The sequence below is a fragment of the Agrobacterium sp. 22-209-1 genome (assembly GCF_053522485.1).
Genome location: NZ_JBNWCH010000002.1, coordinates 228382 through 252667, shown reverse-complemented (window position 1 = coordinate 252667; position 24286 = coordinate 228382). Strand labels below are relative to the sequence as shown.

Here is a 24286-nt window from a genome sequence, read left to right as displayed (position 1 = left end):
TTAACACTGCGTTCTATATCGCTATGCTCCCCAGACCTTCGGTTATGCTAAACTCCCGCCAGACGATACGAGGAGCAAGCCATGTCCTTCTTTCCCGGTAACGATCCCGTCGCGGGTGATGCTTTTGCCTGCGACGCCATCGAGAACCTCATCATTCCCCGCACCAGCGATATTGGCGGCTTTGCGGTGCGGCGTGCGCTGCCGACCCGGCAGCGGCGGCTTGTCGGCCCGTTCATCTTTTTTGACCGCATGGGCCCGGCGATCCTGAAGGCCGGTGAGGCGCTTGATGTGAAGCCGCATCCGCATATCGGCCTTTCCACCGTCACCTATCTGTTCGACGGCGAAATCAAGCATCGCGACAGTCTCGGCACCGAGCTTGTCATCCGCCCCGGCGACATCAACCTGATGACCGCCGGGCGCGGCATCGTGCATTCGGAACGCACGCCGGAAAACCTGCGCGGCCATCCGCTGTCCATGTCCGGACTGCAAACTTGGCTTGCCCTGCCAGACAACATGGAAGAAATCGCCCCGGCATTTGCTCACACGGCGAAAGAAGACATGCCGCTGATCGATATCAAAGGTGCGTCGGGCCGGGTGGTGATCGGTGAATTCGAGGGGCTCACCTCCCCTGTTTCGGCCTTTACCGATACGCTTTATGTCGACCTGACTCTGGAACCGGGTGTAAAGTTTCCCTTTTCCGCCGACCATGAAGAACGGGCGATCTATATTCTCTCCGGCTCGCTGGATGTGGCCGGTGATATCTTCGCCGCCGACCAGCTCCTCGTTTTCCGGCCGGGCGACGACATCACTCTTCAGGCCGGCAGCAATGGCTGTCACATCATGATCTTTGGCGGGGCGGCGCTGAATGAGCGCCGTTACATCTGGTGGAACTTCGTTTCGTCATCAAAAGAACGCATAGAACAGGCCAAACAGGAGTGGAGAACCGGACGCTTCGATATTGTTCCCGGCGACGAAGAAGAGTTTGTCCCTTTGCCGGAAGGTTGAAATTCTATAGAAGTGTACGACATGCAAGGCCGAACCGTTGGCTTTCACCAAGAAAGCCGCTCTGGCGCGCCCTGCTGACGACAAGAAAAGGCCGAACGATTGACCGGAATGCCACAGACACCATTGCTCGACCGGGTGAATTTCCCCTCCGATCTCAAGGAGATCGATGATCGCGACCTGCCGGAACTGGCGCGGGAACTGCGCGACGAGATGATTGACGCCGTGTCGAAAACCGGTGGCCATCTGGGGGCCGGCCTCGGCGTGGTGGAACTGACGATTGCCATTCACAAGGTCTTCAACACGCCGGAAGACCGACTGATCTTCGATGTCGGCCACCAATGTTATCCGCACAAGATCCTGACCGGCCGTCGTGACCGCATCCGCACGCTGCGCCAGGAAAACGGGCTTTCCGGCTTCACCCGCCGTGCGGAAAGCGACTATGACGATTTCGGCGCCGGCCATTCCTCCACCTCCATTTCCGCCGGTCTCGGCATGGCGGTGGCGGCAGGTCTCGAAGGCAGCGACCGCAAGGTGATCGCCGTCATCGGCGACGGCTCGATGTCGGCGGGCATGGCGTTTGAGGCACTCAACAATGCCGGTGCGCTCGATGCGCGGCTGATCGTCATTCTTAACGACAACGATATGTCTATTGCGCCGCCGACCGGCGCCATGAGCGCCTATCTGGCGCGGCTGGCCTCCGGCCGCACCTATATGGGTTTTCGCGATTTCGGCAAGAAACTGACGGCCTATCTCGGCAAGACCATCGACCGCGCCATTACCCGCGCCGTGACCCATGCGCGCGGTTACGTAACCGGCGGCACGCTGTTCGAGGAGCTTGGCTTTTATCACATCGGCCCGATCGACGGTCACTCCTTCGATCACCTTTTGCCGGTGCTGCGCAATGTGCGCGACAATCAGAAAGGCCCCGTCCTCATCCATGTGGTGACGCAGAAGGGCAAGGGTTACGCGCCGGCGGAGGCTGCCGCGGACAAATATCACGGCGTCAACAAGTTCGACGTCATTACCGGCGCGCAGGCGAAAGCCAAGCCGAATGCGCCGAGCTATACCAGCGTCTTTGCCGAAGCCCTGATCCAGGAAGCGACGCTCGACGACAAGATCATCGGTGTGACGGCCGCCATGCCGAATGGTACCGGTCTCGACAAGATGGCCGAGCTTTTCCCGGCCCGCACCTTCGATGTCGGCATTGCCGAACAGCACGCCGTCACCTTTGCGGCCGGGCTTGCAGCCGATGGTTACAAGCCGTTCTGTGCGCTTTATTCCACCTTCCTGCAACGCGGTTACGACCAGCTGGTGCATGATGTGGCGATCCAGAGCCTGCCCGTGCGTTTCCCCATCGACCGCGCCGGTTTCGTCGGCGCCGACGGCCCGACCCATGCCGGCTCCTTCGACACGACGTTCCTTGCCACCCTGCCCGGCATGGTGGTGATGGCTGCATCGGACGAAGCGGAGCTGAAACATATGGTCCGCACGGCGGCAGCTTACGATGAAGGCCCGATTTCCTTCCGGTATCCGCGCGGCGAAGGTGTGGGCGTCGAAATGCCTGTACGCGGCGAGATTTTGCAGATCGGCAAGGGCCGCATCATCAAGGAAGGCACCAAGGTTGCGCTGCTCTCCTTCGGCACACGCCTTGCGGAATGCCTGGCGGCTGCCGAAGACTTGGATGCTGCCGGACTTTCGACCACGGTTGCCGATGCGCGCTTCGCCAAGCCGCTCGATCTCGATCTCATCCGCCAGCTTGCCAGCCATCACGAGGTGCTGGTGACTATTGAGGAAGGCTCCGTCGGCGGTTTCGGCGCGCATGTGCTGCATTTCATGGCCAGCGCCGGGTTGCTCGACCACGGCCCGAAGGTTCGCACACTGACCCTGCCCGACCAGTGGGTGGAACAGGCAAAGCCCGAGACCATGTATGCCAATGCCGGCCTCGACCGGGCCGGCATCGTTTCCACCGTGTTCAATGCGCTTGGCCAGCGTCAGGCCGGCGTGGGATTTGCCGGTTAAGCCCGGTCGAAGGAAATGACGGAGCATTCGGCGTGACTGCCATCACCCGCATACTCCATCACCGGAAAATCGGAAGCCATGGTCTTACGAACGCCCGGCACAACGGATTCCCGCAAAAACCTTCGCTGGATGCGGGCCGGAGATGATCTGCGAGGTTCCGTCGGCATTGTGACGCGCGCAGGCTCTTCCTTATTTCGTGTCGACGCACATGATTTTGCCGATGACGTCGCTCTTGATCTTGTCGGCGGAAAGCGTTTCCGCATAGGTAGCCGTGGAACTCGCCAGGACGGAAATCAGGACCGTAAAAAACATTCGCATTTGCAGGTTCTCCCGATTTAGTTCGACTTCATAAGCTCTTGATATATTGCCGTGACCTGATCGCCTTTCGACAGTTTTTCTAGCTCGTCATCGTAATAACCGCCGCCCTTGTCTTCGTCGCCGTTCCAGAGTGTCCAGTATTTTTTACCCTCTCTGTACCACGCCCAGCAATCCTTGCCTTTTTTGGTTGAACTGCCTTTGAGGTCCATCAGCTCGTAACTTGCGCAAAGTTCATTTTCGCGGACAGACCATGTTCCGCTGGCGACGAATTCGTCGTTTTTCCCCACGAGCAGAAACGTGCCATCGGGCGAGAAGACAGCACGACTTCGGCGCCATTCGATCGTTTTACCAGAATAGATCGCCACAACCTCCTGCGACGTCAGTTTGACCGCCTGCTGAGGAAGATTGTCCGCAGTGGCCATGCCCCCGAAGAGAAAGGTCGCAATAACAAAAACAAAAGGATGTATTTTCATTTTATTCTCCACCTAACTATCTATTTTTAAATATAAATTTTTGAAAAGCGGATTCCCACTCATTGGCGCACGCTATCCGTTTGCGGATGACTCTTTATCTTTTGCTCTCCAGCATCGTTCCGCCTGCATAGACTGCGCTTCAATTCGATTTTGCCATGATCTCCTGGTAACGCTTGGTGACCTTGTCGCCATTCGACAACTTTTTCAGCTCGCCGTCGTAATAGCCGCCGACTTTGTCCTTTTCTCCGCTCCAGAGCGCCCAGTATTTTTTTCCCTGCCTGTACCAGGTCCAGCAATCTTTGCCGGTGTGGATTTTTCCTTCCTTGAGGCTCTTTCCCTGAAATTCGGCACATACCTCGTTGTCGCGCGCCGACCATTTTCCCTGGCCGGCAAAATTCCCGCTTTTACCGACGATGAAATAGCTGCCATCCGGAGAGAAGTAAGCGTTGCTGCGGCTCCACTCACTGGATTTCCCGGCATAGAGAGCCTGCGCCTCCGCCTGAGTCAGCTTCATCGCATCCTTCGGAAGCCGGTCGGCCAAGGCCGTTGCGGAGAAACAACCAATTACAGTAAAAATTATAATCGATCTCGGTATAACCATTTTGACTTCCTCCAGATTGCGATGAGGAAGTCTAGCAGTGAAAAAATCAAAGCCGATACTCCCAATCGGGAGCGTTTTTTGAGATATCTAGGTTTATATCATAGCGTCATTCTGCCGATTTCGAGGAACGCAGATATGAACTCAAATAGATTATTGGAAATTTCCGATGAAATATCCTCTTCCATTCAAGCGGCGGCTGTAGGAGCGAGCTCGTGGAAGAATGTGTGTACAAATTTCACGAAAGCTTTTCCCGGCTCTTATTCAGCACTCATAAGTCAAAGTTTCAGAAATCCCGACTTAAACCACGCCGTTTGCTCTGAACTGGAAGAAAGCCACCTGAATTCCTTTCTCAGCCATTATAGCAACATCAATCCCTGGCGTGCGTTTTGGCAGGGCGCGAGAAACGGGTCTATAATTGTCGCAGAAAGAGACGATCCCGCAAGGCAGTACCATGGAAGCAGGTTCTACAATGAGTGGATGAAAGCTGTCGGAGACTTTGACGCCGCGGTAGGACTCCGTCTTCAAGTGGCAGACGACGAGGTTATTTACCTGCCGGTTCACTTCTCCGCCAGCCTGTCGTCAACCTATGATTGGCAATTGGAAGCGGTGATGCAAAATACGCGCCGCTCGCTGACTAACGCACTGGAAATAGCAACCTATATCCGGGATACCTCAAGCGGGATCGCCGCAAAATCGGCGCTTGTCAGTCTCGGAAACGTCGTCGCTTTTGTCGTTGACGACCGGTTGAAGCTGAGGGAAGCAAATCAGGCTGCGACCGATGCATTTGTTCGCGATTTTCCTGTTGGATGCCGGCACAACGCGATTTCCTTTGCCACACCGTCCGTGACAGCCTCTCTCACGAGATGCCTCAGAAACAGACCCCGTGATTTCGCCACGAAGTTTGTGATGCAAGCGGAAAACGACCGATGGTTGATCGTCGTCAACCAGTTGCCCCAGCTTTCGGGATTTCTATTGGCAAGAGGGCGTGATCAGTTCCTTGTGCAGATGCGAAAGCTGACATCGCAAAATGAGACGCTGGATGGCGATATTCTTGTCCAAACCTATGGTCTGACACGCTCGGAACTCAGCCTCTGCAGAGCATTGGCGGCAGGGCTGCTGCTTGCCGATGCGGCGGCGGCCAATCGGATCAGTTATGAAAATAGTCGTCAGAAACTGAAATCCATATTCAGAAAGACCGGGATTTCTTCCCAATCGGATTTGAAATCATTGCTGCGCGTATTGAGCTGACGCCGCTTGGGGGCTTGGGAGCTTGGCGGGATTGAAGATTGCGACGATGCGGTCGATCGCAACCGCGTAGAGTCATACATATTGCCGTTCCGTCGATTTCGAGGACAATGATGATGCTCTCAATAAATACACGCGATATTTCCGATGAAATCTCCTCTTCCATTCGTGAAGCAACTCTCGGATCTGGTTCGTGGAGCGATGTCTGCTTAAATTTTACGGAAGCTTTTCCAGGATCATTTGCCGCTATAGTCAATCAAAGCTTCATGCGTCCCGATTTAAGCTTAGCGGTTGCCATCGGCCTGGAAGAGAAACACTTGCATAGTTTCCTTAGCCACTACTGCCACGTCAATCCATGGCGTGGCTTTTGGCAATATGGCAGGAACGGCGCCATCGCTGTCTCGGAGCGCGATGATCCGACAAGCCAATACTTTGGCAGCGAGTTCTATAATGACTGGATGCGGCCTGTTGGAGATGTTGACGCCTCGGTGGGTCTTCGTCTGCAAGTGGCGGATGATGAGGTCAGTTACCTGTCGGTCCACTTCTCGGCCAGCCTGTCCTCGTCCTATGATCAGCAGCTGGAAGCGGTGATGCAAAACACGCGCCTTGCGCTGAAAAACGCACTGGAAATCGCGTCCTATCTGCGGGACACCTCGGGCAGGATCGCCGCGAAGTCTGCGCTTATCAGTCTCGGAAACATCATCGCTTTCGTCGTTGACGAGCGGCTGAAGCTGAAGGAGGCAAACCACGTTGCGACAGAAGCCTTCGCCCGTGATTTTCCCGTGGGATGCAGGCAAAATGCGATTTCCTTCACCACACCGTCCGTGACAGCCTCTCTCACGAAACGCCTCAGAAACAGACCCCGTGATTTCGCCACCAAGTTGGTGATGCAAACGGAAAACGACCGATGGCTTATCACCGTAAACCAGTTGCCACAGGCTCCGGGAATTTTACTGGTGAGGGAACGCGATCAATTCCTTGTGCAGATGCGCAGGCTCACATCGCAAAATGAGAGGCTGGATGGTGATATTCTCGTCCAGACTTATGGTCTGACGCCATCGGAGCTTGGCCTGTGCAGGGCCTTGGCGGCGGGACTAATGCTTGCTGACGCGGCGTCGGCCAATCGGATCAGTTACGAAAACAGTCGCCAGAAACTGAAATCCATATTCAGAAAGACCGGCGTTGGAAGCCAGTCGGATTTGAAAGCGCTGCTGCGGATTTTCGGCTGACAGTTGTCACCACCCCTCCCAGCTGGGACGCGCGCACCGAGCCCTGTCTATGCGATATGCTTGCAATCTGGAAAACCCTACTTCACGGAGACGCCGATGAAGCATTTCATCTTTTTTCTGGCCTTTTCGATCCTCCTACCCTCGTACAACATCCGTGCTGGAGGGTTCAGCAGTTTTGATCTTCAAACGGCCGGTAAATCTTACGCACATTCTCGATCGCGGGCACCGGATGGATCGGTTGCGGAACGCTTCGAACTGCGTTTCGGCGATTGCCCACAATCGACTGGCGATTGCCGAGCCGACCGGGAGCGTGTCGAAAAATCAGAACAACTGCCCGCATCCAGGGTTGGATCGGAGTTCTGGTACAGCTTTTCAGTGTTCCTACCATCGGACTGGCCATCAACTGGGCGGCTCACCACAAAGCTGGGGCAATTTCATCAGAAGGGCGACGGCAAACCTCCGGTGTTGTTTCAACTCGACGACCAGACTTATGAGTTTGAACTCGGCGATCCGTCCCGAAGGCAGGGCAACCCTATGAAACCCATCGGGGCCTTCAAGAACATCAGGTTAAAATCGGCTGCGGCCATGAAAGGCAAATGGACGGATGTCGTCGTTCACGCCAAATGGTCAAGGAAAAACGACGGCTTTATAAAAGTGTGGGTGGATGGACGGCAAAAGGTAAATCTTACTGGCGCGAATGTAGATCGGGATCAGCCAGTTTACTTCAAGTACGGCGTCTATCGGAGCTTTGTGAGTCGCGCGAAAAAGCCGTATCCGACACTTGTAGCATGGTACCGTAATATCAATCGTGGCGTGGCGAGGGCTGAAGTGGAGAGAAAATAGGGCTTGCATAAGATGGGGCGCAGAAGCGCCCCACAGTCTGTTTCTCTTGATAGCTCAAAACCCGTCTCAGAACTCCGTCCAGTCCTGATCCTTGGCGGCCGGCGCTTCGGCCGCACCGCCGAAGGCGCGGGCGAGGCTCTGGCCAAGTGCTCGGGCTGGCGATGCTACCGGCCGTGCGGTTGCGGAAGCCGGCTTGACCGGAGCCTTGCGGACCGGTGCGGCGGGCGCGGGCTGAAAGGCGGGCTTGGCGGAGGACTGGCGCGGCGCGGAATATCCTCCGGCACTGGCAACGGCAGCGCGCGCGCCGCCCATCCTGAACTGGCCGAGCAGGCCGTTCAGCGCTTCCGCCTCGCGCGCCAGCGAATGGCTAGCGGCGGTCTGCTGTTCCACCATGGCGGCGTTCTGCTGCGTGCCCTGATCCATCGTGTTCACAGCCGTGTTGATCTCCTGCAGGCCGGTTGCCTGTTCGCGGGAAGCGACGACGATGGCGCTGACATGGGCGTTGATCTCTTCGACTTCCGCCACGATGAGTTCCAGAGCCTTGCCGGTTTCATCGACCAGATTGACGCCGTTTTCCACCTGCTGGCTGGAGGCGCTAATAAGTGTCTTGATTTCCTTGGCGGCGTTGGCAGAACGCTGCGCAAGTTCGCGGACTTCCTGCGCAACCACGGCGAAACCCTTGCCAGCGTCACCGGCGCGGGCGGCTTCGACGCCAGCGTTCAAGGCCAGCAGGTTGGTCTGGAAAGCGATATCGTCGATGACGCCGATGATGTTACCGATTTCACCCGAGGATTTCTCGATTTCGCGCATGGCGGCAACCGCCTTGCGGACCACGACACCGGATTTCTCCGCACCGGCGCGGGCGCGCTGAACCAGATTGCCGGCATCTTCTGCGCCGCGGGCGCTGTCGCGCACCGTGGTGGTGACTTCTTCGAGCGCTGCGGCGGTTTCCTCGATGGATGCCGCCTGTTGTTCGGTGCGGCGCGAAAGATCGTCGGCGGCGGAGAGCATTTCCGCGGCACCGGCATTGATCGCGGCTGCATTCTCACCGACGGTGCGCAGCGCCTGCTGGAGTTTTTCGACGGCGCTGTTGAAATTCACGCGAACGGGATCGATGGCGGGCGCAAAAGGCGTCTCGATGCGATAGGAAAGATCGCCATCTGCGAGAGCGGCAAGGCCCTTGCCAAGCTCGGCGCTGGCAAAAGCGCTGGCGGCTTCGTCCTTGGCCTTTTCTTCCTCGTTGCGGCGGCGTTCAGCCTCTGTCGCGGAGCGCATGCGATCGGTCTCGCCGGCAAGGCGGGACTTTTCGAGACCAGCTTCCTTGAAGACAAGAACCGCCTTCGCCATCTTGCCCACTTCGTCTCCCCGATCCGTGGCGGGTACTTCCGTCGTCAGATCGCCATCGGCAAGCCGGCTCATGGCCGCCGTCATGCCGACAATCGGCGTAACGATGGAGCGCGACAGCGCCCAGATGAGGGCGACGGCCAGAAGACCGGCAACCGCGCCGCCGCCCAGAAGCGCATATTTGAGGTGGAGCGCGGCTGCCTGCTGTTCTGCGGCGTAAGCGGCGGACAGACCGTTCAGCTGCTCCTTGATCTTGGCGGCGGAGGCGCGGAAGCCGTCGAGCTGGCCCTTGGCCTGATTGCGGCCGATCTCGATGATGTCGGAAATCGGCGCTTCGGTCGTCTTGCGCGCGGCAATCTGCGGTTCCGCCAGTTCCTTGAAGAAGACGGTCGCCGATTTTTCCATATCGTCAATGGATTTCAGAATTTCGGGCTCACCGGCGGCCAAAGTGCGCGCCTCATTCAGCTTCTTCAGCATGATGTCGCGCTGAGCGAAAACATCACTATAGGTGCTATCGCTGCGAAACAACAGAAAGCCGCGCTGGTTAACGGCCTGCTCCAGCATGGCGGCCGTGGCACCATCCACGGCGTGCATGATGTTGTTGGTGCGATTGTTCTCAATCGCGATTCGCTCGCTCCCCAGCGTCTGCCAGAATACGACCGCAGAAGCGAGCAGGCACACGCTCATCAAGGCACAGAAGGTGGCAATAAGCTTCAGGTTAATGGGGAGGTTTTTCAGCGACATCGCAAACTCTCTCGGCGACCCGATGCCTCGAAGCAAGCGTCTGCGCTGCAACGGCCGCAATTTTGTGAATGGGAGGAGACGCCGTCATGGCAGGTTCCGGCGGCCGCACGGGCCGTGGGCACAAAGTGCAATACAAGCCTTTATATTGGATTAATCGAACATTCGGACTTTGCGGTGCAACATCCATGGACGGCGACGGGCATCGCCGGTCCCTTTTCGCGATAAATCGCTTGCATCGGCGGGGTTTGGCGGTCATTGACACGGGACCATGTCCAAAACATCTGAAAATGAACGGCTTGACCAGCTTCTTGTGTCGCTCGGCCACTTTGCCAGCCGCTCGCGTGCGCGCGACGCGGTTGCGCGCGGCACCGTCAGCGTCAACGGCAAAATCGTCACCAAACCGAGCCAGACGGTCGCCGGCGATGCCGAAATCGCCATCAGCGACCCGGCACAGGCCTATGTTTCCCGCGCGGCGCTGAAACTCGTGGCCGCGCTCGATCATTTCCGGCTCGATCCTTCGGGCCATGACTGTCTCGACGTCGGCGCTTCGACGGGCGGTTTCACCGAGGTGCTGCTGGAACGTGGCGCCGGACACGTCATCGCCATCGATGTCGGCCACGGACAGATGCATGCAAGGATCGAGAACGATCCGCGTGTCACCAATCTGGAGGGGCTGAATGCCCGCTTCCTGACGGCGGAAGATATCGATGACCGGCCCATCGGCTTCATTGTCTCCGACGTGTCCTTCATTTCGCTGAAGCTCGCGCTTGCTCCGGCGCTCGAACTTGCTGAGCATGGTGCTCTCGCGGTTCTGCTGGTGAAACCGCAATTCGAGGCGGGGCGTGATGCCATCAGCAAGGCCGGGCTTCTGAAAGAGCCGGAAACGGCGCCTGCCGTGGCCGCCGAGCTGGAGCGCTGGCTGACGGAGGACATGGGCTGGAAAAGCCTCGGCCTCATTCCTTCGCCGATTTCCGGCGGCGACGGCAATATCGAATTTCTTCTCGGAGGCGAAAAGCCATGAGCACACAGACCGTCACCATCAAGAGCCTCGGCGCGCAGGGCGACGGCATCGCGCACTGTCCCGACGGCCCGGTCTATGTGCCCTTCGCACTGCCTGGAGAAACGGTGGCCATCGCCAAGGTGAAGGATCACGGCACCGTCATGTCGATAACGGCAGCCTCGGCGGAGCGCCGTGAACCGGCCTGCCGCCACTTCGGTCCCGATGGCAAGAACGGCACCTGCGGCGGCTGTTCGCTGCAGCATCTTTCCGATCAGCCTTACCACGCCTACAAGCGGGAGCTGGTGGTTTCGGCACTGAAATCGAAGGGCCTGACTCCTGATGTCGACGATCTCGTCATCTGTCGTCCCGGCGAGCGCCGCCGCGCGGTGTTTGCCGCCCGCAAGACGGAAAAGGGCCTGCTGCTCGGTTTCAGCCAGGCGAACAGCCATCACATCGTCGCCATCGAGGAGTGTCCGGTCACATCGCCCGGCATCGTTTCGCGGCTGGATGCCATTCGCGCCATCGGCCTTTCCATGGTGGCGAATGCCGAACCGTTCCGCATCACCGTTCTCGAAACGCTCTCGGGCCTCGATATTTCGGTCGAAGGCATCAAGTCGGTCAGCGACAAGCAGCGGCGCACACTCACGGAAACGGTGCTTTCCATGCGCGGCATTGCCCGTGTTTCGCTCTCAGGTGAAATTCTGATCGAACCGCAAAAGCCGATCATCGAATTCGGTGGCGTTGCGGTTTCCCCGCCAGCCGGTAGTTTCACGCAGGCGACGAAGCAGGCGGAAGACGCCATGGCCGAGCTGGTGCTGGCCCATGTTGGCAAGTCCAAACGTATTGCCGATCTTTTCTGCGGTTCCGGCACTTTCGCGCTGAGGCTTGCACGCATCGGCAAGGTGCATGCGGTGGAAGCGGAAGACAAGCCATTGAAGGCGCTGGATTTCGCCGCCCGCAACACACAGGGCCTGAAACCGGTGAGCGTCGAGAAACGCGACCTTTTCCGCCGGCCGCTGATGACAAGCGAACTGAAGAATTACGATGCCGTCGTGTTCGATCCGCCGCGCGCCGGTGCGGAATTCCAGTGCAAGGAACTGGCCCGCAGCACGGTGAAGAAGATCGTTGCGGTAAGCTGCAACCCGCTGACACTTGCGCGTGATCTTACCATCCTCACGGAAGGCGGCTATCGCATCACCCGTGTCACGCCGGTCGACCAGTTCCTGTGGTCGCCGCATGTGGAAGCGGTGGCGACGCTGGAGAAATAATCACCAGGCCGTATCGACCGTGCCGTTGCCGACGACCCCCGAGCACCGGCAGGCGCCGCCAACACGGCCGCGCTCGATAGGGCAGATATAGGGCCGGCGGCGATTGGCGCTCTCCGGCGGGGTGATGACGCAGACGAAACGGGCGCGGCGCTGGCGGTCGCGGTTGCGGCCGGAATAATAATCCGAGCCATCGTCTTCGGTAATGACGGATTGCGCCAGAATGACATTGCCGGCGGAAGCCGCCGGAGGGCGCGTTATCGCCGCCGCTTCGGTGACAGTGGCGGCGCAGAGGAAGACGGACAGGGCGAAAACGACGTGACGCATGCGGGTGGCTTTCGGGCGTAGAGCTTGTACGATCCGGTCTTGGTCGGACCGATTTGATCGACCATACATAATCCACCTTCGCAAGCACAGTGGCTTCAAACTTCCGACGATGCCGCCGGCTTCTTCTCCCCGCCGGGGAGAAGGTGGCCCGAAGGGTCGGATGAGGGGGTAAGCTCTCCGCACATCTCTACCCTCGCCCCCTCATCCCGCTGCCGCGACCTTCTCCCCCTCGGGGAGAAGAAGCAGGCGGATATCGCCCGCTCCATAATAAGTGGCAATGACGATTCCCGCGGCACTCAGCGACGCATGAATGCCTCGAAGGCGGCGCGCGCTTCCGCACTCTGCAGCTGCGCGATGAAATGGCGGCCTTCCTCTTCGATGCGGGCAAGTATGTCCTGCGGATTGCCGCGAACCAGATCGCGGGCGATCTTCAGCGCCTGCTGCGGTTTGGCCGCAAGCCGGGTGGCGAGCGCCAGCGTTTCGCTTTCCACATGTTCAGGGGCGACGACTTTCCAGATCATTCCGGCCTGCAATGCCTGCTCGGCGGAAAAACCTTCGCCCATGGCAAGCAGCGCAAAGGCGCGCTGGTGTCCCATGAGTTTCGGCACGAGCAGGCTGGAGGCCGCTTCCGGCACTAGAGCGAGATCCACGAATGGGGTTTTGAACAGGCTGCGGCTGGAGGCGACCGTCAGGTCGCAATGCAGGTTCAGCGTCGTGCCGATGCCGATGGCGAGCCCGTCGACGCCGGATACCATCGGCTTTTCGAAGGCGACGAGCGCTTTCAGAAGCTCAAGCGCGGCGAGTTTGCCCTTGCCGCCCGACATGGCGAAGGCGAGGAAATCGGCCATGTCGTTACCGGCGGAGAAGCAGCCTTCCGTGCCGAGAAAGGCGACGACGCGGATTTCCGGGTCCGCATTGGCAGCATGCAGGGCGTCTGCCATGCGCAGATACATGGCATCGGTGATGGCGTTTTTCTTGTCCGGCCGGTTGAAGCGGATGGTCGAGACTTCCGGCGCATGGCCGACGCGCTCGACGAGAATGTGTTCGTCCGACATCTGAGCCTCCTCAAGCCAATACGGTGCGGGCGGCGGCAAGGCTTGCCGCACCTGATATAACGCGATCCTTCAGCGCCGTCGTTTCCGCCAGCAGGTTTTCCGCTGCAAACCGGCAAAGGGCGGCACGATGCCCGCCCCTGCCATCATCGACGGCGGCCAATGCGCCCTTGGCGAGATAGGCGCCTGTCAGCGCCAGGCCGAAAAGGCGTTGATAGGGCGTCGCGCCGGCGAGCGCCGTTTCGGTTTCGCCCGCCTTGATGCGGTCCAGCAGCCAGTCCGTCGCCGTGCCCAGATCGGTAAGGCTGGCGTCGAGATAACGGCCGGTCTCGCCGAGATCGTCGCGGTTCGACGCCGCTGTGCGGGCGGCGATCTCGCGCAGTTCGGCGATGAAACCGCGTACCTGTGCGCCTTCGGAGAGCGGCAGCTTGCGCAGCACCAGATCGATGGCCTGAATACCGTTGGTGCCTTCATAGATCGGCGCGATGCGGGCGTCGCGCAGATAACGCGCAGCACCCGTTTCCTCGATGAAGCCCATGCCACCATGCACCTGAATGCCCATGGAGGCGACATCGACGCCGGCATCGGTGGAGAAAGACTTGGCGATCGGGGTCAAAAGAGCAGCGCGCTCCTGCCAGTGAGCGCGCTGCGAGGCGTCTTCATTCGCATGCGCCATGTCGATGGCATGCGCGCAGCTGAAAGAAATCGCCCGTGATCCCTGCGTCAGTGCCTTCATCGTCAGAAGTGTTCTGGCGATATCAGGATGTTCGATGATCGGGCTCATGCCGGAACCCTGCCAGCCGGGCGCCTTGCCCTGCGTGCGCTCCCTGGCATATTCGATGGCCTTCTGGGTCGCCGCTTCGCAGATCGCCACGCCCTGCATGCCGACGGCAAGGCGTGCGTTGTTCATCATGGTGAACATGCAGGCGAGACCTTTGTTCTCCTCGCCGATCAGCCAGCCGAGCGCGCCCTTTTCGTCACCGAATTTGCCATCGCCGAAGATCATCGTGCAGGTGGGCGAGCCGTGAATGCCGAGCTTGTGTTCGAGCGAATGGCAGAACAGATCGTTGCGACTGCCCGGCGCACCGTTTTCATCGGGCAGGAATTTCGGCACGAGGAAAAGCGAGATGCCGCGCGTGCCGGCCGGCGCATCCGGCAGGCGGGCGAGAACGAGGTGGATGATATTGTCCGCCGCGTCGTGTTCGCCCCAGGTGATGAAAATCTTCTGGCCGAAGATGCGATAGGTGCCGTCGCCATTGCGCTCCGCCCGGGTCTTCAGGACGCCGAGGTCCGAACCCGCATGCGGCTCGGTGAGGTTCATCGTGCCGGTCCATTCGCCGGAGACGAGTTTCGGCAGATAGGTGCGCTTGAGGTCATCGCTGCCGTGGGCGACAAGGGCTTCCACCGCGCCCATGGTCAGCGTCGGGGCCAGCGCAAAGGCCATGGAGCCGGAATTCCACATTTCGAGAGCGGCGACATTCAGCATATGCGGCAGGTTCTGGCCGCCGAATTCTTCCGGAGCCGTGAGGCTATTCCAGCCCGCTTCCGCCCAGCGGCGGTAAAGATCGGCCCAGCCATCCGGTGTCGTCACCTTGCCGTCGTCAAGCTTTGCGCCCTGGCGGTCGCCGATCTCGGCGAGCGGCGCGACCTCTGCGGTGGCGAAACGGCCGGCTTCGTGCAGAATGGCATCGACCAGATCTTCCCCAAGGTCTCCCAGCGCACCCGCCGACAGCGCGTCTTCGAGACCTGCCACATGTTTGAGTGTAAAGGCGATATCGTCCACCGGCGCGCTATACATGCTGCCTCCTCCCGAAGCTCTGGCATCTTGCTACTGCCCTCGGGCTAAATGATTTTTACGTAAACGTCAATTTGAAAATTCCGGTCTATTCAGCGGGATTGTTATAAAACTGTCATGTGAATTTGTTCAGCATGCGCTGAAAGGCGCCTCGCCGCCGCCGCTCCCACACCGGAACGACGGACGCCTCCTTCCTCCCATCCAGCCGGTCAGGACTGCCACGATGGATCTCGTTACACCCGTTATTCCGGGCCTTGTCTGGGCCTATCAATTCCACCCCGGCACAGCCCCGTGCCGCCGGCTTGCGCCCGATGCCGGCTTTGATGAAATGGCCGGATGCGCCGGGTTCTTCTGGTTGCACCTCAACCTCGCCGATCAGCGTGTGGCGGGTTTTCTCGAGACCATCGACGGTCTCGATCCGGCGGCGCGGGCAAGCCTCACCACCCATGAGACACATCCGTCCATCGTGGTCGATGAAAAATCGCTTTACGGCACGTTGGTCGATTTCCAGCGGGAATTCGACAAGGAAACGCGCGATTTCGGCTGGCTGCATTTTGCGGTGAGTGACCGTTTCATCATCACCACCCGCCTGCAACCGCTGCATTCGGTGGACCGGCTGAAGGCGGCGGTGGACAAGAACTCGAACCGGTATCTGACGCCCTCCCATGTCTTCGAAGGTCTCGTTGCCGAATTCCAGCGCTCGCTCATCAATCTGGTGATGGAGACGACGGAGGAGCTGAACACCATCGAAGATCTGGTCTATGACAGCGAGACACGCGACGAACGGCGGCGTCTTGCCCCGCTGCGCCGCACGGTGGTTCGCCTGCACCGGCATCTGCGCACTGTGCTGACCCTGATGCGGCGCGCTTCGGCCGCCGATGATGACGAGATGCCGGATGGTTTCGAGGATGTCGCCTCACGCCTGATGGGCCGTCTGGAGGCTGTCGATCACGACGTCTACGCCCTGCAGGAGCGGGCAAGGCTGCTGCATGAGGAAATCGATTCCAAGCTCTCCTCCGAAACCAACCGACATCTTTATATCCTGTCGCTGATGACGGCGTTCCTGCTGCCGCCCTCGCTGGTGACCGGTTTTTTCGGTATGAACACGGATGAACTGCCGTTTACCGTCGGCACCGGCGGCACGCTGTCGGCCAGTATCTTCATCGTTATTTCGGTGGCGCTTGCCTGGTTCGTGCTGAAGCGCGCGCGAATCCTCTAACGCAAAGAGCCGCCCGGTATGATCGGACGGCTCTGTCAATTTCAGCCTGGCAAGCCATCAGCTATAAGGCGAATAGCAAAGCTGGCGCGGGCCGTGATAGGGCTGGAAGGTGTTGGTGCGGGCATCGTAGGAACGATAGCGACCATAGCACCAATTCACATGCGCCTGGCTCAGACCGCCACGATAGATCGGGCGGTATTCCCGATAGACCGGGCGCGGACGATATTCCGGAACCGGGCGGTAGACTTCACGCGGTTGCGACAATGCGCCGCCGATGATGGCGCCCGTCGCAAAGGCTGCGAGCGGGAACCAATAGCCGTCGTGGTGGCGGTAACCCGGACGATATTCGCGATAACCGCGATGACCGCGATACCAGCCGCGGCGATCGCCCCAGCGGTCGCGATCACGCCAATATTGCACGTTCACGACATTGTTGCCGGCGTCACTGCCGGCGGTCTCGACGCTCTTCGGCGCGGTCGGCAATGGCATTGCCGCTTCCGCCGGAACGATCGCTCCTGCAACCACGATTGCAGAAAGACCGGCAGCCAGGATATTTTTCATATAGCTTTTCATCTGACTTCCTCCATCCACGACGGTCAACAGGCCGTTGTCCGTGAATAATAACACTTTCTTCTTCCCATTGGGCCAGTTTGTTTCATCTGGCTGCAACTTACGAAATAAAAGCTAGGCGTTTGCGCCTGAACCCAGCATTAACGGCGTCATCACGCTTCGTTTATCGACAGCGGCGCTGCAAAAGCAAAAGCCCGGATTAATCCGGGCTCTCGAAAAACCGTCATCAGCGGCTGTAAGGCGACACGCATATGCGGCGCGGACCGTTATACGGCTGGTAGGTGTTGTCATAGGCGCGATACGAGCGCCAGCGGTTCTGACACCAAGCCACATGGCTGCCGCCATAGGCCGGACGCGGCTGCTGCATGGCGCCGCTGATAATCGCACCTGCCGCAAAGGCTGCCAGCGGGAACCAGTAACCGTTGTGGTAACGGTAACCCGGCCGACGATCGCGATAACCACGGTGACCGTTGTACCAGCCGTTTCGATGCGGTGGCGGGCGGCGCATGTGTCGCCCATCCCAATGGCGGCGACGATCCCATTCACGGTACTGCACCGGCACCACATTTTCAGTCGCCACAGCCGGCTTCGTCACCGGAACAGGAACCTGAAACGCCTGCGATGGGGTAAAGCTGGTCAGGAACACGACAATCGCTGTCGCGACACTCGTTCTCCGGAAATTCATCATGACCTTCCTCCATTTGCTTCAGCGCGTTGACCGCGCCTTTTTCACTCACTCGCTCTTGTCGGAGATCAAGGTTAGCCCCCGCTCTATGCCCGAAAAGAATTCGATGACGTGCAAACGAATTTAGGAAAATTTGGTTCCATGACAACCATCCCGTGAATGAAAGAGGTTTGAAACGCCTGCTGGCGTCAGGCCTCCACCTTCACATCTGTCAACGGGCGCGAGCAGCAGGCGAGAATATAGCCTTCCTCGATTTCCTCGTCGAGAATGCCGCCATTGTGGTTCATCTCCACCTCGCCGGAAAGCTTCAGTACCCGGCAGGTGCCGCAGATGCCGGATTCGCAGGCCGCCCCGATACGGACGCCGGCGGCGCGCGCCGTCATCAGGACCGTCTGGCCGGGCTGGCAGGCCATCTCTTTTCCGGAAAGGGTGAAACCCACCATCGACAGCGTTTCGCCATCCGCACCAGTAAGTACGGTTTCACCAACGGTGACCGGCGCAGCCGGCGCGAAGCTTTCCTGATGATAGCGCCCCATGTCGAAACCGGACGCGTCGAGCATCGAACGGACCGCCGCCATGAACGGTTCCGGGCCGCAGCAGAAGACGGTTCGCTCCATGAAATCGGAAGCCAGCAGCGCGATCTTGGCCTTGTCGACCATGCCTTTCAGCCCCGACCACAGATCGGTGCGTCCGCATTTTTCGACAATGAAGCCGAGCGACAGGTTCGGCATGAACCGGGCGAGATATTCCAGTTCGTGACGGAAGACGATATCGCCGGGCGTGCGCGAACAATTGATGAAAGCAATATCGCTCTGCGGGGCGCGGTCGCTCATGTCGCGCACCATCGACATCATCGGCGTGACGCCGGAGCCTGCCGAGATGAACAGATATTTGTCGCCGGGATGCTTGACGTAGGAAAAGTCGCCGAGCGGGCCGAGCGCCCGGATTTTCATGCCGGGTTTCAGATTGTCGAACATCCAGCGCGTGCCGATGCTGTTGGCCTGCGCCTTGACCGTGACCGACAGCGCATAGGGCCGCGACGGGCTGGAGGACAATGTGTAGGTGCGGTAAAGCGGCTCCTTGCCCACCGGCAGTTCCAGCGTGACGAACTGGCCCGGCAGATAACGGAACCAGTTCTGATCCTCCGAACGGAACAGAAACGTCATCACATCCGCCGTCTCGGGCGTCACCGAGATGCATTCCAGAAGCTGGAGCTTGTCGCTCCAGGGCTTCATCTCATCAATATGTTTATAGGTCACAACCATATTCATCTTCGCATCACGCTACAGCCGAAAGCCGGGACTTGTCGCCCGAGAGCCGGTCGATCATGAAATCGGAATACCAGTTGACGAACTGCATCACGCCACCTTCGTCCTCCATGGAATAGGGGCCGGGCTCATAGGCGGGGGAACGGATGCCGAAGGCATTTTCCTCGACGATGCGGCGATCCTGATCGTTGGTCTCGTTCCAGACGTGGGTGAGGTCTTCGAGATCGTAGTCCACGCCTTCGACGGCATCCTTGTGCACCAGCCATTTGGTGGTGACCATGGTCTCCGTGGCGCTGAGCGGCAGCACCCGGAAGGAAATGGTGTGGTCGCCGAGGAAATGGTTCCAGGTCGTCGGGTAATGGAACAGCAACAGCGCGCCGATATGGCTGATGCTCACATCATCAGACAGCGGCCGACGCACGGCGGGCTTGCCGGACATGGTGTAGCTTTCCGCCTCACCGATCAGCGGCATACGGGCGACACGGAACTGTCCGTTCTTGTCGATCTTGAAACGGCTCGGCAGGCCGGCGGCCTCGCAGCGCGCCCAGTGGCCGCCGATCTCGGGATCGCTCGCACCGCCGTCCGTTCCCGTCACGCTCGGGTTTTCGGGATAGGTGCGGCACAGTTCCGGGTGGTTTGCGGCGCAATGGTAGCACTCGCGGTTATTTTCCCAGACGAGCTTCCAGTTGCCCTTTTCGATGATCGTGCTCTCATGCGCGACCTTCGCCTCCCAGATACGGTGCGGGGCCATGTAGCTCTCGACTTCCTTGCGCATCGGCTCGAAATCGGCCGGCTGATCGGCAAGGCAGATAAAGACGTAACCGGCGACGGTTTCGCAGGCGACCGGCTTCAGGCCAAAATCGCCCTTGTCGAACTCTTCGCCCATATGGCGCGCAAACAGCAGCTTGCCGTCGAGATCATAGGTCCACTGATGATAGGGACAGACAAGGCGGGCCGACTGGCCCTTCTGCGTGGTGCAGACGCGGGAGCCGCGATGGCGGCAGGAATTGTGGAAGGCGCGGATTTGCCCGTCACGGCCGCGAACGATGACCACAGAATAAGCGCCGACTTGCACGGTGAAATAGCTGCCGGACTTCTGGACTTCGCAATCATGGCCGACAAACAGCCAGTCGCGATACCAGATGGTTTCCATGTCCAGTTTGAAATAATCCGGGTCCGTGTAGAAGGGCTGCTCCAGGCTGAAGCCTTCGCGGCGGTTTTTCAGCTGGCGCAATACGGTATCACGCAATTCCATGGCCAAATCCTCGATCAAACCGCCCTGCCCGACACCATTTGCGGGGTTGCGGAAGCATGTACTCATCTAAACACCGGCGGTCATTTGCGGCAGCACAGACAGCGACATCGGCTTCCGCATTGGCGACAAATTGCGACATGCGCAATCCGCCGCCACAAGCCATTCCACTGCTAAATCCGACAGCTATTTAGCGCCTGCAACGACGTCGCAATATGACGCATAATACCGCACTCTTTACTCCCCACCCGTAAGAAAACGGGGGATGCGGCGCAACGGAGTATTAACGCACCCCAATTTATCTTGCCGGACCGCAGCAACGAGGGTGTTCCTGGTGGAGAAGGCGACACGCATACGCTATTTCGATGCGAGCATGCATTCGGTCGCACCGATACGCTCGAAGACCGCGCATTCCGATTTTCTGCGGACAGGGCGCATCAGCCGTTATGAAGAGCGATGGCTGCCGAAAGAACGTGCCTATTACAGCCATGACGAAGTGGCTGCTCTGACGGGGCGAAAGCTGGAAGCTGCCGCCGACGCCACCCACAGCCGTCTGAACGGGTTTCACCAGTCCATCCGTTTTCCGAAGATGGTTTTTCACCATCTGCTCAATGACCGGCCGCATCTCGGCTATTGTCACGTCACGGCGGCGAAAACCAGCTTCGATGCCGAGCGCCATGTGCTCTGGTCCTTTTATTTCGCGAATTTCTTCGCCGAGCTGAGCGGGGCTGAAAACTTCTTCGAAAATATCGATGCGCGCTACTCGCGGATGTATTTCGCCGTCGCCATCAACGCGCTTCCCGACCAGGAGGTCGCCGTCGATACCTCCGTGCATCGCGGCGGCCTGCTGTTCCAGACCCACGATCCGCGCGTGGCGCTGAAAAACGTGCTGATGCTTGGCGCGCGGTCCGAGGAGATGCGCAGGATCATCAAGGCGATATAAAAGCCGCGATAGCGATTTCCATTCCAGCCTGAAATACGCTATTGACCGCCCTGAAAGGCAGCATCATGGCGCGTCACATCAACATTGAACATGAGCGGGAAACAGCCCTGCAAGCATCCGTGGCGGAGCTTGCCGCCGGCCAACCCATCGCCCTGCCGACGGAAACCGTCTACGGCCTTGCCGCCGACGCCACCAATCCGGCGGCGATCACCCGCATTTACGAGACGAAAGGCCGGCCGCAGTTCAACCCCCTGATCTGCCACGTGGCCGATATCGCCATGGCCGAACGTTACGCCGTCTTCGATCCCATATCGCTGAAGCTCGCAAAGGCCTTCTGGCCCGGCCCGCTGACGCTGGTGCTGCCGCTGAAGGCGGGAAGCGACATTCATTCGCTGGCGACGGCCGGGCTCGATACGGTCGGTATTCGTGTGCCGCAGGGTTTTGCCGGTGATCTGATCCGCCGATTCGACAGGCCGCTCGCCGCCCCCAGCGCCAATAGTTCCGGCAAAATCAGCCCGACAAGTGCAGCCCATGTGGAGGCGGATCTTGGCCAGAAGATCAATCTCATTCTCGATGGCGGCGCGGCCACCGTCGGCGTCGAATCCACCATTGTCAAGGTGGAGGAGGATGGCCGGGTGCGGCTGCTTCGTCCCGGCGGCGTCGTCACCGAGGATATAGAACGCGTTGCGGGAAAAAACCTCGAACGGCCGAAAAAGGCCGCCGCCGCCATTGAGGCGCCGGGAATGCTGGCATCACATTATGCGCCGGGTGCGGCCGTGCGCCTTCACGCCACATCGGTTCGGCCAGGTGAAGCGCTGATCCGATTCGGCAGCGTCGCCATTGCCGGCGAAGAGATGGCGCGCGCCGTGCTCGATCTCAGCCCTTCCGGCGATCTTGCCGAGGCCGCCGCCAATCTGTTCGATTATCTGAAAGCCGCCGATGCAAGCGGCGCAGACATGATCGCCATCACCGCCATTCCCACCCATGGCCTCGGAGAGGCGATCAACGACCGCCTGTCCCGCGCCGCCGCGCCGCGAGGCTAACGGCGCCCAATCCTTTCGCCCATGTTTCAAAAGCCAGCGAGACGCCGCCCATGACGACCACCGCCATCCCCTCCTCCGACATTCTCGACCGCTTTGCCGTCATTGTCGGCGAAAAGAACGCGGTCCGCGACCCGGCGGAAATGGCGCCGCGCCTCGTGGAAAATCGCGGGCTTTATCGCGGCGCCTCGCCGCTGCTCATCAGGCCCGGTTCGGTCGAAGAGGTTGCCGCCATCCTCAAGCTCGCCAGCGAAACCGGCACCGCCATCGTGCCGCAGACCGGCAACACCGGCCTCGTGGGCGGACAGACACCGCGCGCTGATGGCACCGACATCATCCTGTCGCTGGAGCGCATGAACCGCGTTCGCGATATCGATCCGGTCGCCAATATCATCGTGGCGGATGCCGGCTGCATTCTCGATGACATTCACAAGGCTGCTGATTCCGTGGAGCGGATGTTCCCGCTGTCGCTCGGCTCTCAAGGGTCCTGCCGCATCGGCGGCAATCTCGCCACCAATGCCGGCGGCACGGCGGTGCTCGCTTATGGCAATATGCGCCAGCTCTGCCTCGGGCTGGAAGTCGTGCTGCCGACCGGCGAAATCTGGAACGGGCTGCGCCGGCTGAAAAAGGATAATACGGGTTACGATCTGCGCGATCTCTTCATCGGTTCCGAAGGCACGCTTGGCATCATCACCGGCGCGGTGCTGAAGCTCTTCCCGAAGCCACTCGGCCATCAGGTGGCCTTTGCGGGGCTCACCTCCACCGAAGACGCGCTGAAACTGTTCGAAATGGCCTCCAATCTCTGCGGCACGGCGCTGACCGGCTTCGAACTCATGCCGCGAATCGGCGTCGAATTCACCGCCCGGCATATTCCCGGCGTGCGCGATCCGCTGGAACAGCCGCATGATTGGTACGCGCTCATCGATATCTCCACCTCCGATTCGGCCGAGACGGCGGATAGCATGATGCAATCGCTGCTGGAGCGCGGTTTTGAGGCGGGGCTGGTTCAGGATGCGGTGATCGCCGCGTCCGAAGCGCAGCGGCAGGCGCTCTGGCATATGCGCGAAAGCATGTCGGAGGCGCAGAAACCCGAAGGCGGCTCGATCAAGCACGATGTTTCCGTTCCGGTGTCGAAAATACCGGAATTCATGGCGACGGCGGAAAAGGCGGTTCTTGCCACCATCCCGGGCGCCCGCGTCTGCGCCTTCGGACACCTGGGCGACGGCAATATTCACTACAATATTTCCCAGCCTGTGGGAGCCGACAAGGCCGAATTCATTGGCCGCTGGCGCGACATGAACGAGATCGTGCATGGCATCGTGCTGTCGCTCGGCGGCTCCATTTCGGCCGAACACGGCATCGGGCAATTGAAGCGCGACGAGCTGGCGGCCATCCGCCCCGGCATCGAAATGGAACTGATGCGGCGCATCAAGCACGCTTTCGATCCTGCCGGCATCATGAACCCCGGCAAGGTTCTGGCCGGGTAAAGCGGCCTCAAGCTTACGCCGAGGCCCGCAGCGCCCAGGCGGGCACCATTTCCGCATTCAGCCGGCGCGGCTTCTGCGTGCCGACAAATTGTGTCAGGCTCATGCCCGATTTCGCAATCGACACCGCATGCTTCTTTGGCAGAAGATATCCGTGTTCCAATGGCGGAATACGCCGCAGCATACGGCTGAGGACATTGCGCCGGTGATAGCGCGAGGGCGAAAAGCGGGCCGGCTGCGCGCAGATCGCCACATATTCGAGAATCTCGTCGATCCAGCCCGCCTGCGGGCGCGCGCCGGGCTCGATCAGAAGCAGCCAGCCGCCGCGTGCAGACTTCACCACGTCTTCGATGTCCCACTGCCCATAAAAACGGCAGCCGGCGGCATCGGCGACGCGCGACGATCCATCGCGCGAACCGTGATCGAGGATCACAACATCGCTTACAAGCCCCTCCACGGCCCCGGTGACGAGCGCAGACAATGTGTGCGCCAGTTCCGGCTCGTGATCCCGGCATTCCATTATGACTGTCAACATCTGCATAGCTCTAACGCATCGCACAATAAA

At 59.6% G+C, this 24286-nt stretch carries 23 protein-coding genes; 11 read left to right on the top strand and 12 right to left on the bottom strand.

Annotated features, from left to right (window positions below; genetic code table 11):
• The first annotated feature begins 81 nt into the window (after positions 1-81).
• Together ACQZ48_RS05490 and dxs are read left to right on the top strand one after the other, a co-directional pair.
• Complete coding sequence (locus ACQZ48_RS05490; protein ID WP_077982830.1) at positions 82-1005, top strand: pirin family protein; 924 nt, start codon at positions 82-84, stop codon at positions 1003-1005.
• 99 nt (positions 1006-1104) lie between these two features.
• Positions 1105-3024: a 1-deoxy-D-xylulose-5-phosphate synthase gene (gene dxs / locus ACQZ48_RS05485; RefSeq protein ID WP_077982831.1), complete on the top strand. Its 1920-nt coding sequence runs from the start codon at positions 1105-1107 to the stop codon at positions 3022-3024.
• Between the two features lie 189 nt (positions 3025-3213).
• On the opposite strand, the gene ACQZ48_RS05480 is transcribed toward dxs, so the two are convergent.
• The 3 genes from ACQZ48_RS05480 to ACQZ48_RS05470 all read right to left on the bottom strand — a co-directional run bounded on the left by ACQZ48_RS05480 (position 3214) and on the right by ACQZ48_RS05470 (position 4416).
• Positions 3214-3342 carry a hypothetical protein gene (locus tag ACQZ48_RS05480; RefSeq protein ID WP_276327073.1) on the bottom strand — a complete coding sequence of 43 codons (129 nt, stop codon included), beginning with the start codon at positions 3340-3342 and terminating at the stop codon, positions 3214-3216.
• Positions 3343-3359: 17 nt separating this feature from the next.
• A complete protein-coding gene (locus ACQZ48_RS05475; protein WP_077982832.1) occupies positions 3360-3815 on the bottom strand; it encodes a DUF995 domain-containing protein in 456 nt (151 codons plus the stop codon).
• A 139-nt stretch (positions 3816-3954) separates the two neighbouring features.
• The gene (locus ACQZ48_RS05470) at positions 3955-4416 is read right to left on the bottom strand and encodes a DUF995 domain-containing protein (RefSeq protein ID WP_191217013.1); all 462 of its coding nucleotides are present in this window, start codon (positions 4414-4416) and stop codon (positions 3955-3957) included.
• A 135-nt stretch (positions 4417-4551) separates the two neighbouring features.
• On the opposite strand from ACQZ48_RS05470, the gene ACQZ48_RS05465 reads away from it, so the two are divergent.
• The 3 genes from ACQZ48_RS05465 to ACQZ48_RS05455 all read left to right on the top strand — a co-directional run bounded on the left by ACQZ48_RS05465 (position 4552) and on the right by ACQZ48_RS05455 (position 7733).
• Positions 4552-5664 (top strand): hypothetical protein, encoded by a 1113-nt coding sequence (locus tag ACQZ48_RS05465; RefSeq protein ID WP_374638537.1) that lies wholly within the window; start codon positions 4552-4554, stop codon positions 5662-5664.
• Between the two features lie 110 nt (positions 5665-5774).
• Positions 5775-6890: a helix-turn-helix transcriptional regulator gene (locus tag ACQZ48_RS05460; protein ID WP_448728651.1), complete on the top strand. Its 1116-nt coding sequence runs from the start codon at positions 5775-5777 to the stop codon at positions 6888-6890.
• 96 nt (positions 6891-6986) lie between these two features.
• On the top strand, positions 6987-7733 hold the full coding sequence (locus ACQZ48_RS05455; protein ID WP_173988272.1) for a polysaccharide lyase: 747 nt from the start codon (positions 6987-6989) through the stop codon (positions 7731-7733).
• Positions 7734-7799: 66 nt separating this feature from the next.
• Here ACQZ48_RS05455 and ACQZ48_RS05450 read toward each other — a convergent pair whose 3' ends face one another.
• Positions 7800-9821: a methyl-accepting chemotaxis protein gene (locus ACQZ48_RS05450; RefSeq protein WP_077982837.1), complete on the bottom strand. Its 2022-nt coding sequence runs from the start codon at positions 9819-9821 to the stop codon at positions 7800-7802.
• 268 nt (positions 9822-10089) lie between these two features.
• Between ACQZ48_RS05450 and ACQZ48_RS05445 the strand changes: the two genes are divergently transcribed.
• Complete coding sequence (locus tag ACQZ48_RS05445) at positions 10090-10842, top strand: TlyA family RNA methyltransferase (protein WP_448728650.1); 753 nt, start codon at positions 10090-10092, stop codon at positions 10840-10842.
• Positions 10839-12089, top strand: coding sequence for a class I SAM-dependent RNA methyltransferase (locus ACQZ48_RS05440; RefSeq protein ID WP_448728649.1), 1251 nt, complete (start codon positions 10839-10841; stop codon positions 12087-12089). Before ACQZ48_RS05445 ends, ACQZ48_RS05440 begins: the two co-directional genes overlap by 4 nt.
• On the opposite strand, the gene ACQZ48_RS05435 is transcribed toward ACQZ48_RS05440, so the two are convergent.
• The 3 genes from ACQZ48_RS05435 to ACQZ48_RS05425 all read right to left on the bottom strand — a co-directional run bounded on the left by ACQZ48_RS05435 (position 12090) and on the right by ACQZ48_RS05425 (position 15263).
• Positions 12090-12413, bottom strand: coding sequence for a hypothetical protein (locus ACQZ48_RS05435; protein WP_137409866.1), 324 nt, complete (start codon positions 12411-12413; stop codon positions 12090-12092).
• A gap of 296 nt (positions 12414-12709) precedes the next feature.
• Complete coding sequence (locus ACQZ48_RS05430) at positions 12710-13468, bottom strand: crotonase/enoyl-CoA hydratase family protein (RefSeq protein ID WP_271358975.1); 759 nt, start codon at positions 13466-13468, stop codon at positions 12710-12712.
• 10 nt (positions 13469-13478) lie between these two features.
• Positions 13479-15263, bottom strand: coding sequence for an acyl-CoA dehydrogenase (locus tag ACQZ48_RS05425; protein WP_448728648.1), 1785 nt, complete (start codon positions 15261-15263; stop codon positions 13479-13481).
• 220 nt (positions 15264-15483) lie between these two features.
• Here ACQZ48_RS05425 and ACQZ48_RS05420 point away from each other — a divergent pair, with 220 nt between their 5' ends.
• On the top strand, positions 15484-16479 hold the full coding sequence (locus ACQZ48_RS05420; protein WP_077982842.1) for a transporter: 996 nt from the start codon (positions 15484-15486) through the stop codon (positions 16477-16479).
• A gap of 57 nt (positions 16480-16536) precedes the next feature.
• Here the strand turns inward: ACQZ48_RS05420 and ACQZ48_RS05415 are convergent, their stop codons facing one another.
• From ACQZ48_RS05415 to ACQZ48_RS05400, 4 genes are all read right to left on the bottom strand, one after another.
• Positions 16537-17052 carry a BA14K family protein gene (locus ACQZ48_RS05415; RefSeq protein ID WP_077982843.1) on the bottom strand — a complete coding sequence of 172 codons (516 nt, stop codon included), beginning with the start codon at positions 17050-17052 and terminating at the stop codon, positions 16537-16539.
• 223 nt (positions 17053-17275) lie between these two features.
• Entirely contained in the window at positions 17276-17737 is a 462-nt protein-coding gene (locus ACQZ48_RS05410) for a BA14K family protein (protein ID WP_137409862.1), read from the bottom strand.
• Between the two features lie 185 nt (positions 17738-17922).
• Positions 17923-19005, bottom strand: a complete 1083-nt coding sequence (locus ACQZ48_RS05405; protein ID WP_089153226.1) for an FAD-binding oxidoreductase — start codon at positions 19003-19005, stop codon at positions 17923-17925.
• Positions 19006-19012: 7 nt separating this feature from the next.
• Entirely contained in the window at positions 19013-20257 is a 1245-nt protein-coding gene (locus tag ACQZ48_RS05400; RefSeq protein WP_077983039.1) for an aromatic ring-hydroxylating oxygenase subunit alpha, read from the bottom strand.
• Between the two features lie 331 nt (positions 20258-20588).
• Here ACQZ48_RS05400 and ACQZ48_RS05395 point away from each other — a divergent pair, with 331 nt between their 5' ends.
• The 3 genes from ACQZ48_RS05395 (at position 20589) to ACQZ48_RS05385 (ending at position 23724) form a co-directional block, all read left to right on the top strand.
• Positions 20589-21197, top strand: coding sequence for a DUF6656 family protein (locus ACQZ48_RS05395; protein ID WP_448728647.1), 609 nt, complete (start codon positions 20589-20591; stop codon positions 21195-21197).
• A gap of 65 nt (positions 21198-21262) precedes the next feature.
• Positions 21263-22240 carry an L-threonylcarbamoyladenylate synthase gene (locus ACQZ48_RS05390; RefSeq protein ID WP_173989573.1) on the top strand — a complete coding sequence of 326 codons (978 nt, stop codon included), beginning with the start codon at positions 21263-21265 and terminating at the stop codon, positions 22238-22240.
• A gap of 50 nt (positions 22241-22290) precedes the next feature.
• Entirely contained in the window at positions 22291-23724 is a 1434-nt protein-coding gene (locus ACQZ48_RS05385; protein WP_448728646.1) for an FAD-binding oxidoreductase, read from the top strand.
• A gap of 13 nt (positions 23725-23737) precedes the next feature.
• On the opposite strand, the gene ACQZ48_RS05380 is transcribed toward ACQZ48_RS05385, so the two are convergent.
• Positions 23738-24256: a glycosyltransferase family protein gene (locus ACQZ48_RS05380; protein ID WP_191217025.1), complete on the bottom strand. Its 519-nt coding sequence runs from the start codon at positions 24254-24256 to the stop codon at positions 23738-23740.
• Positions 24257-24286 lie beyond the last annotated feature (30 nt).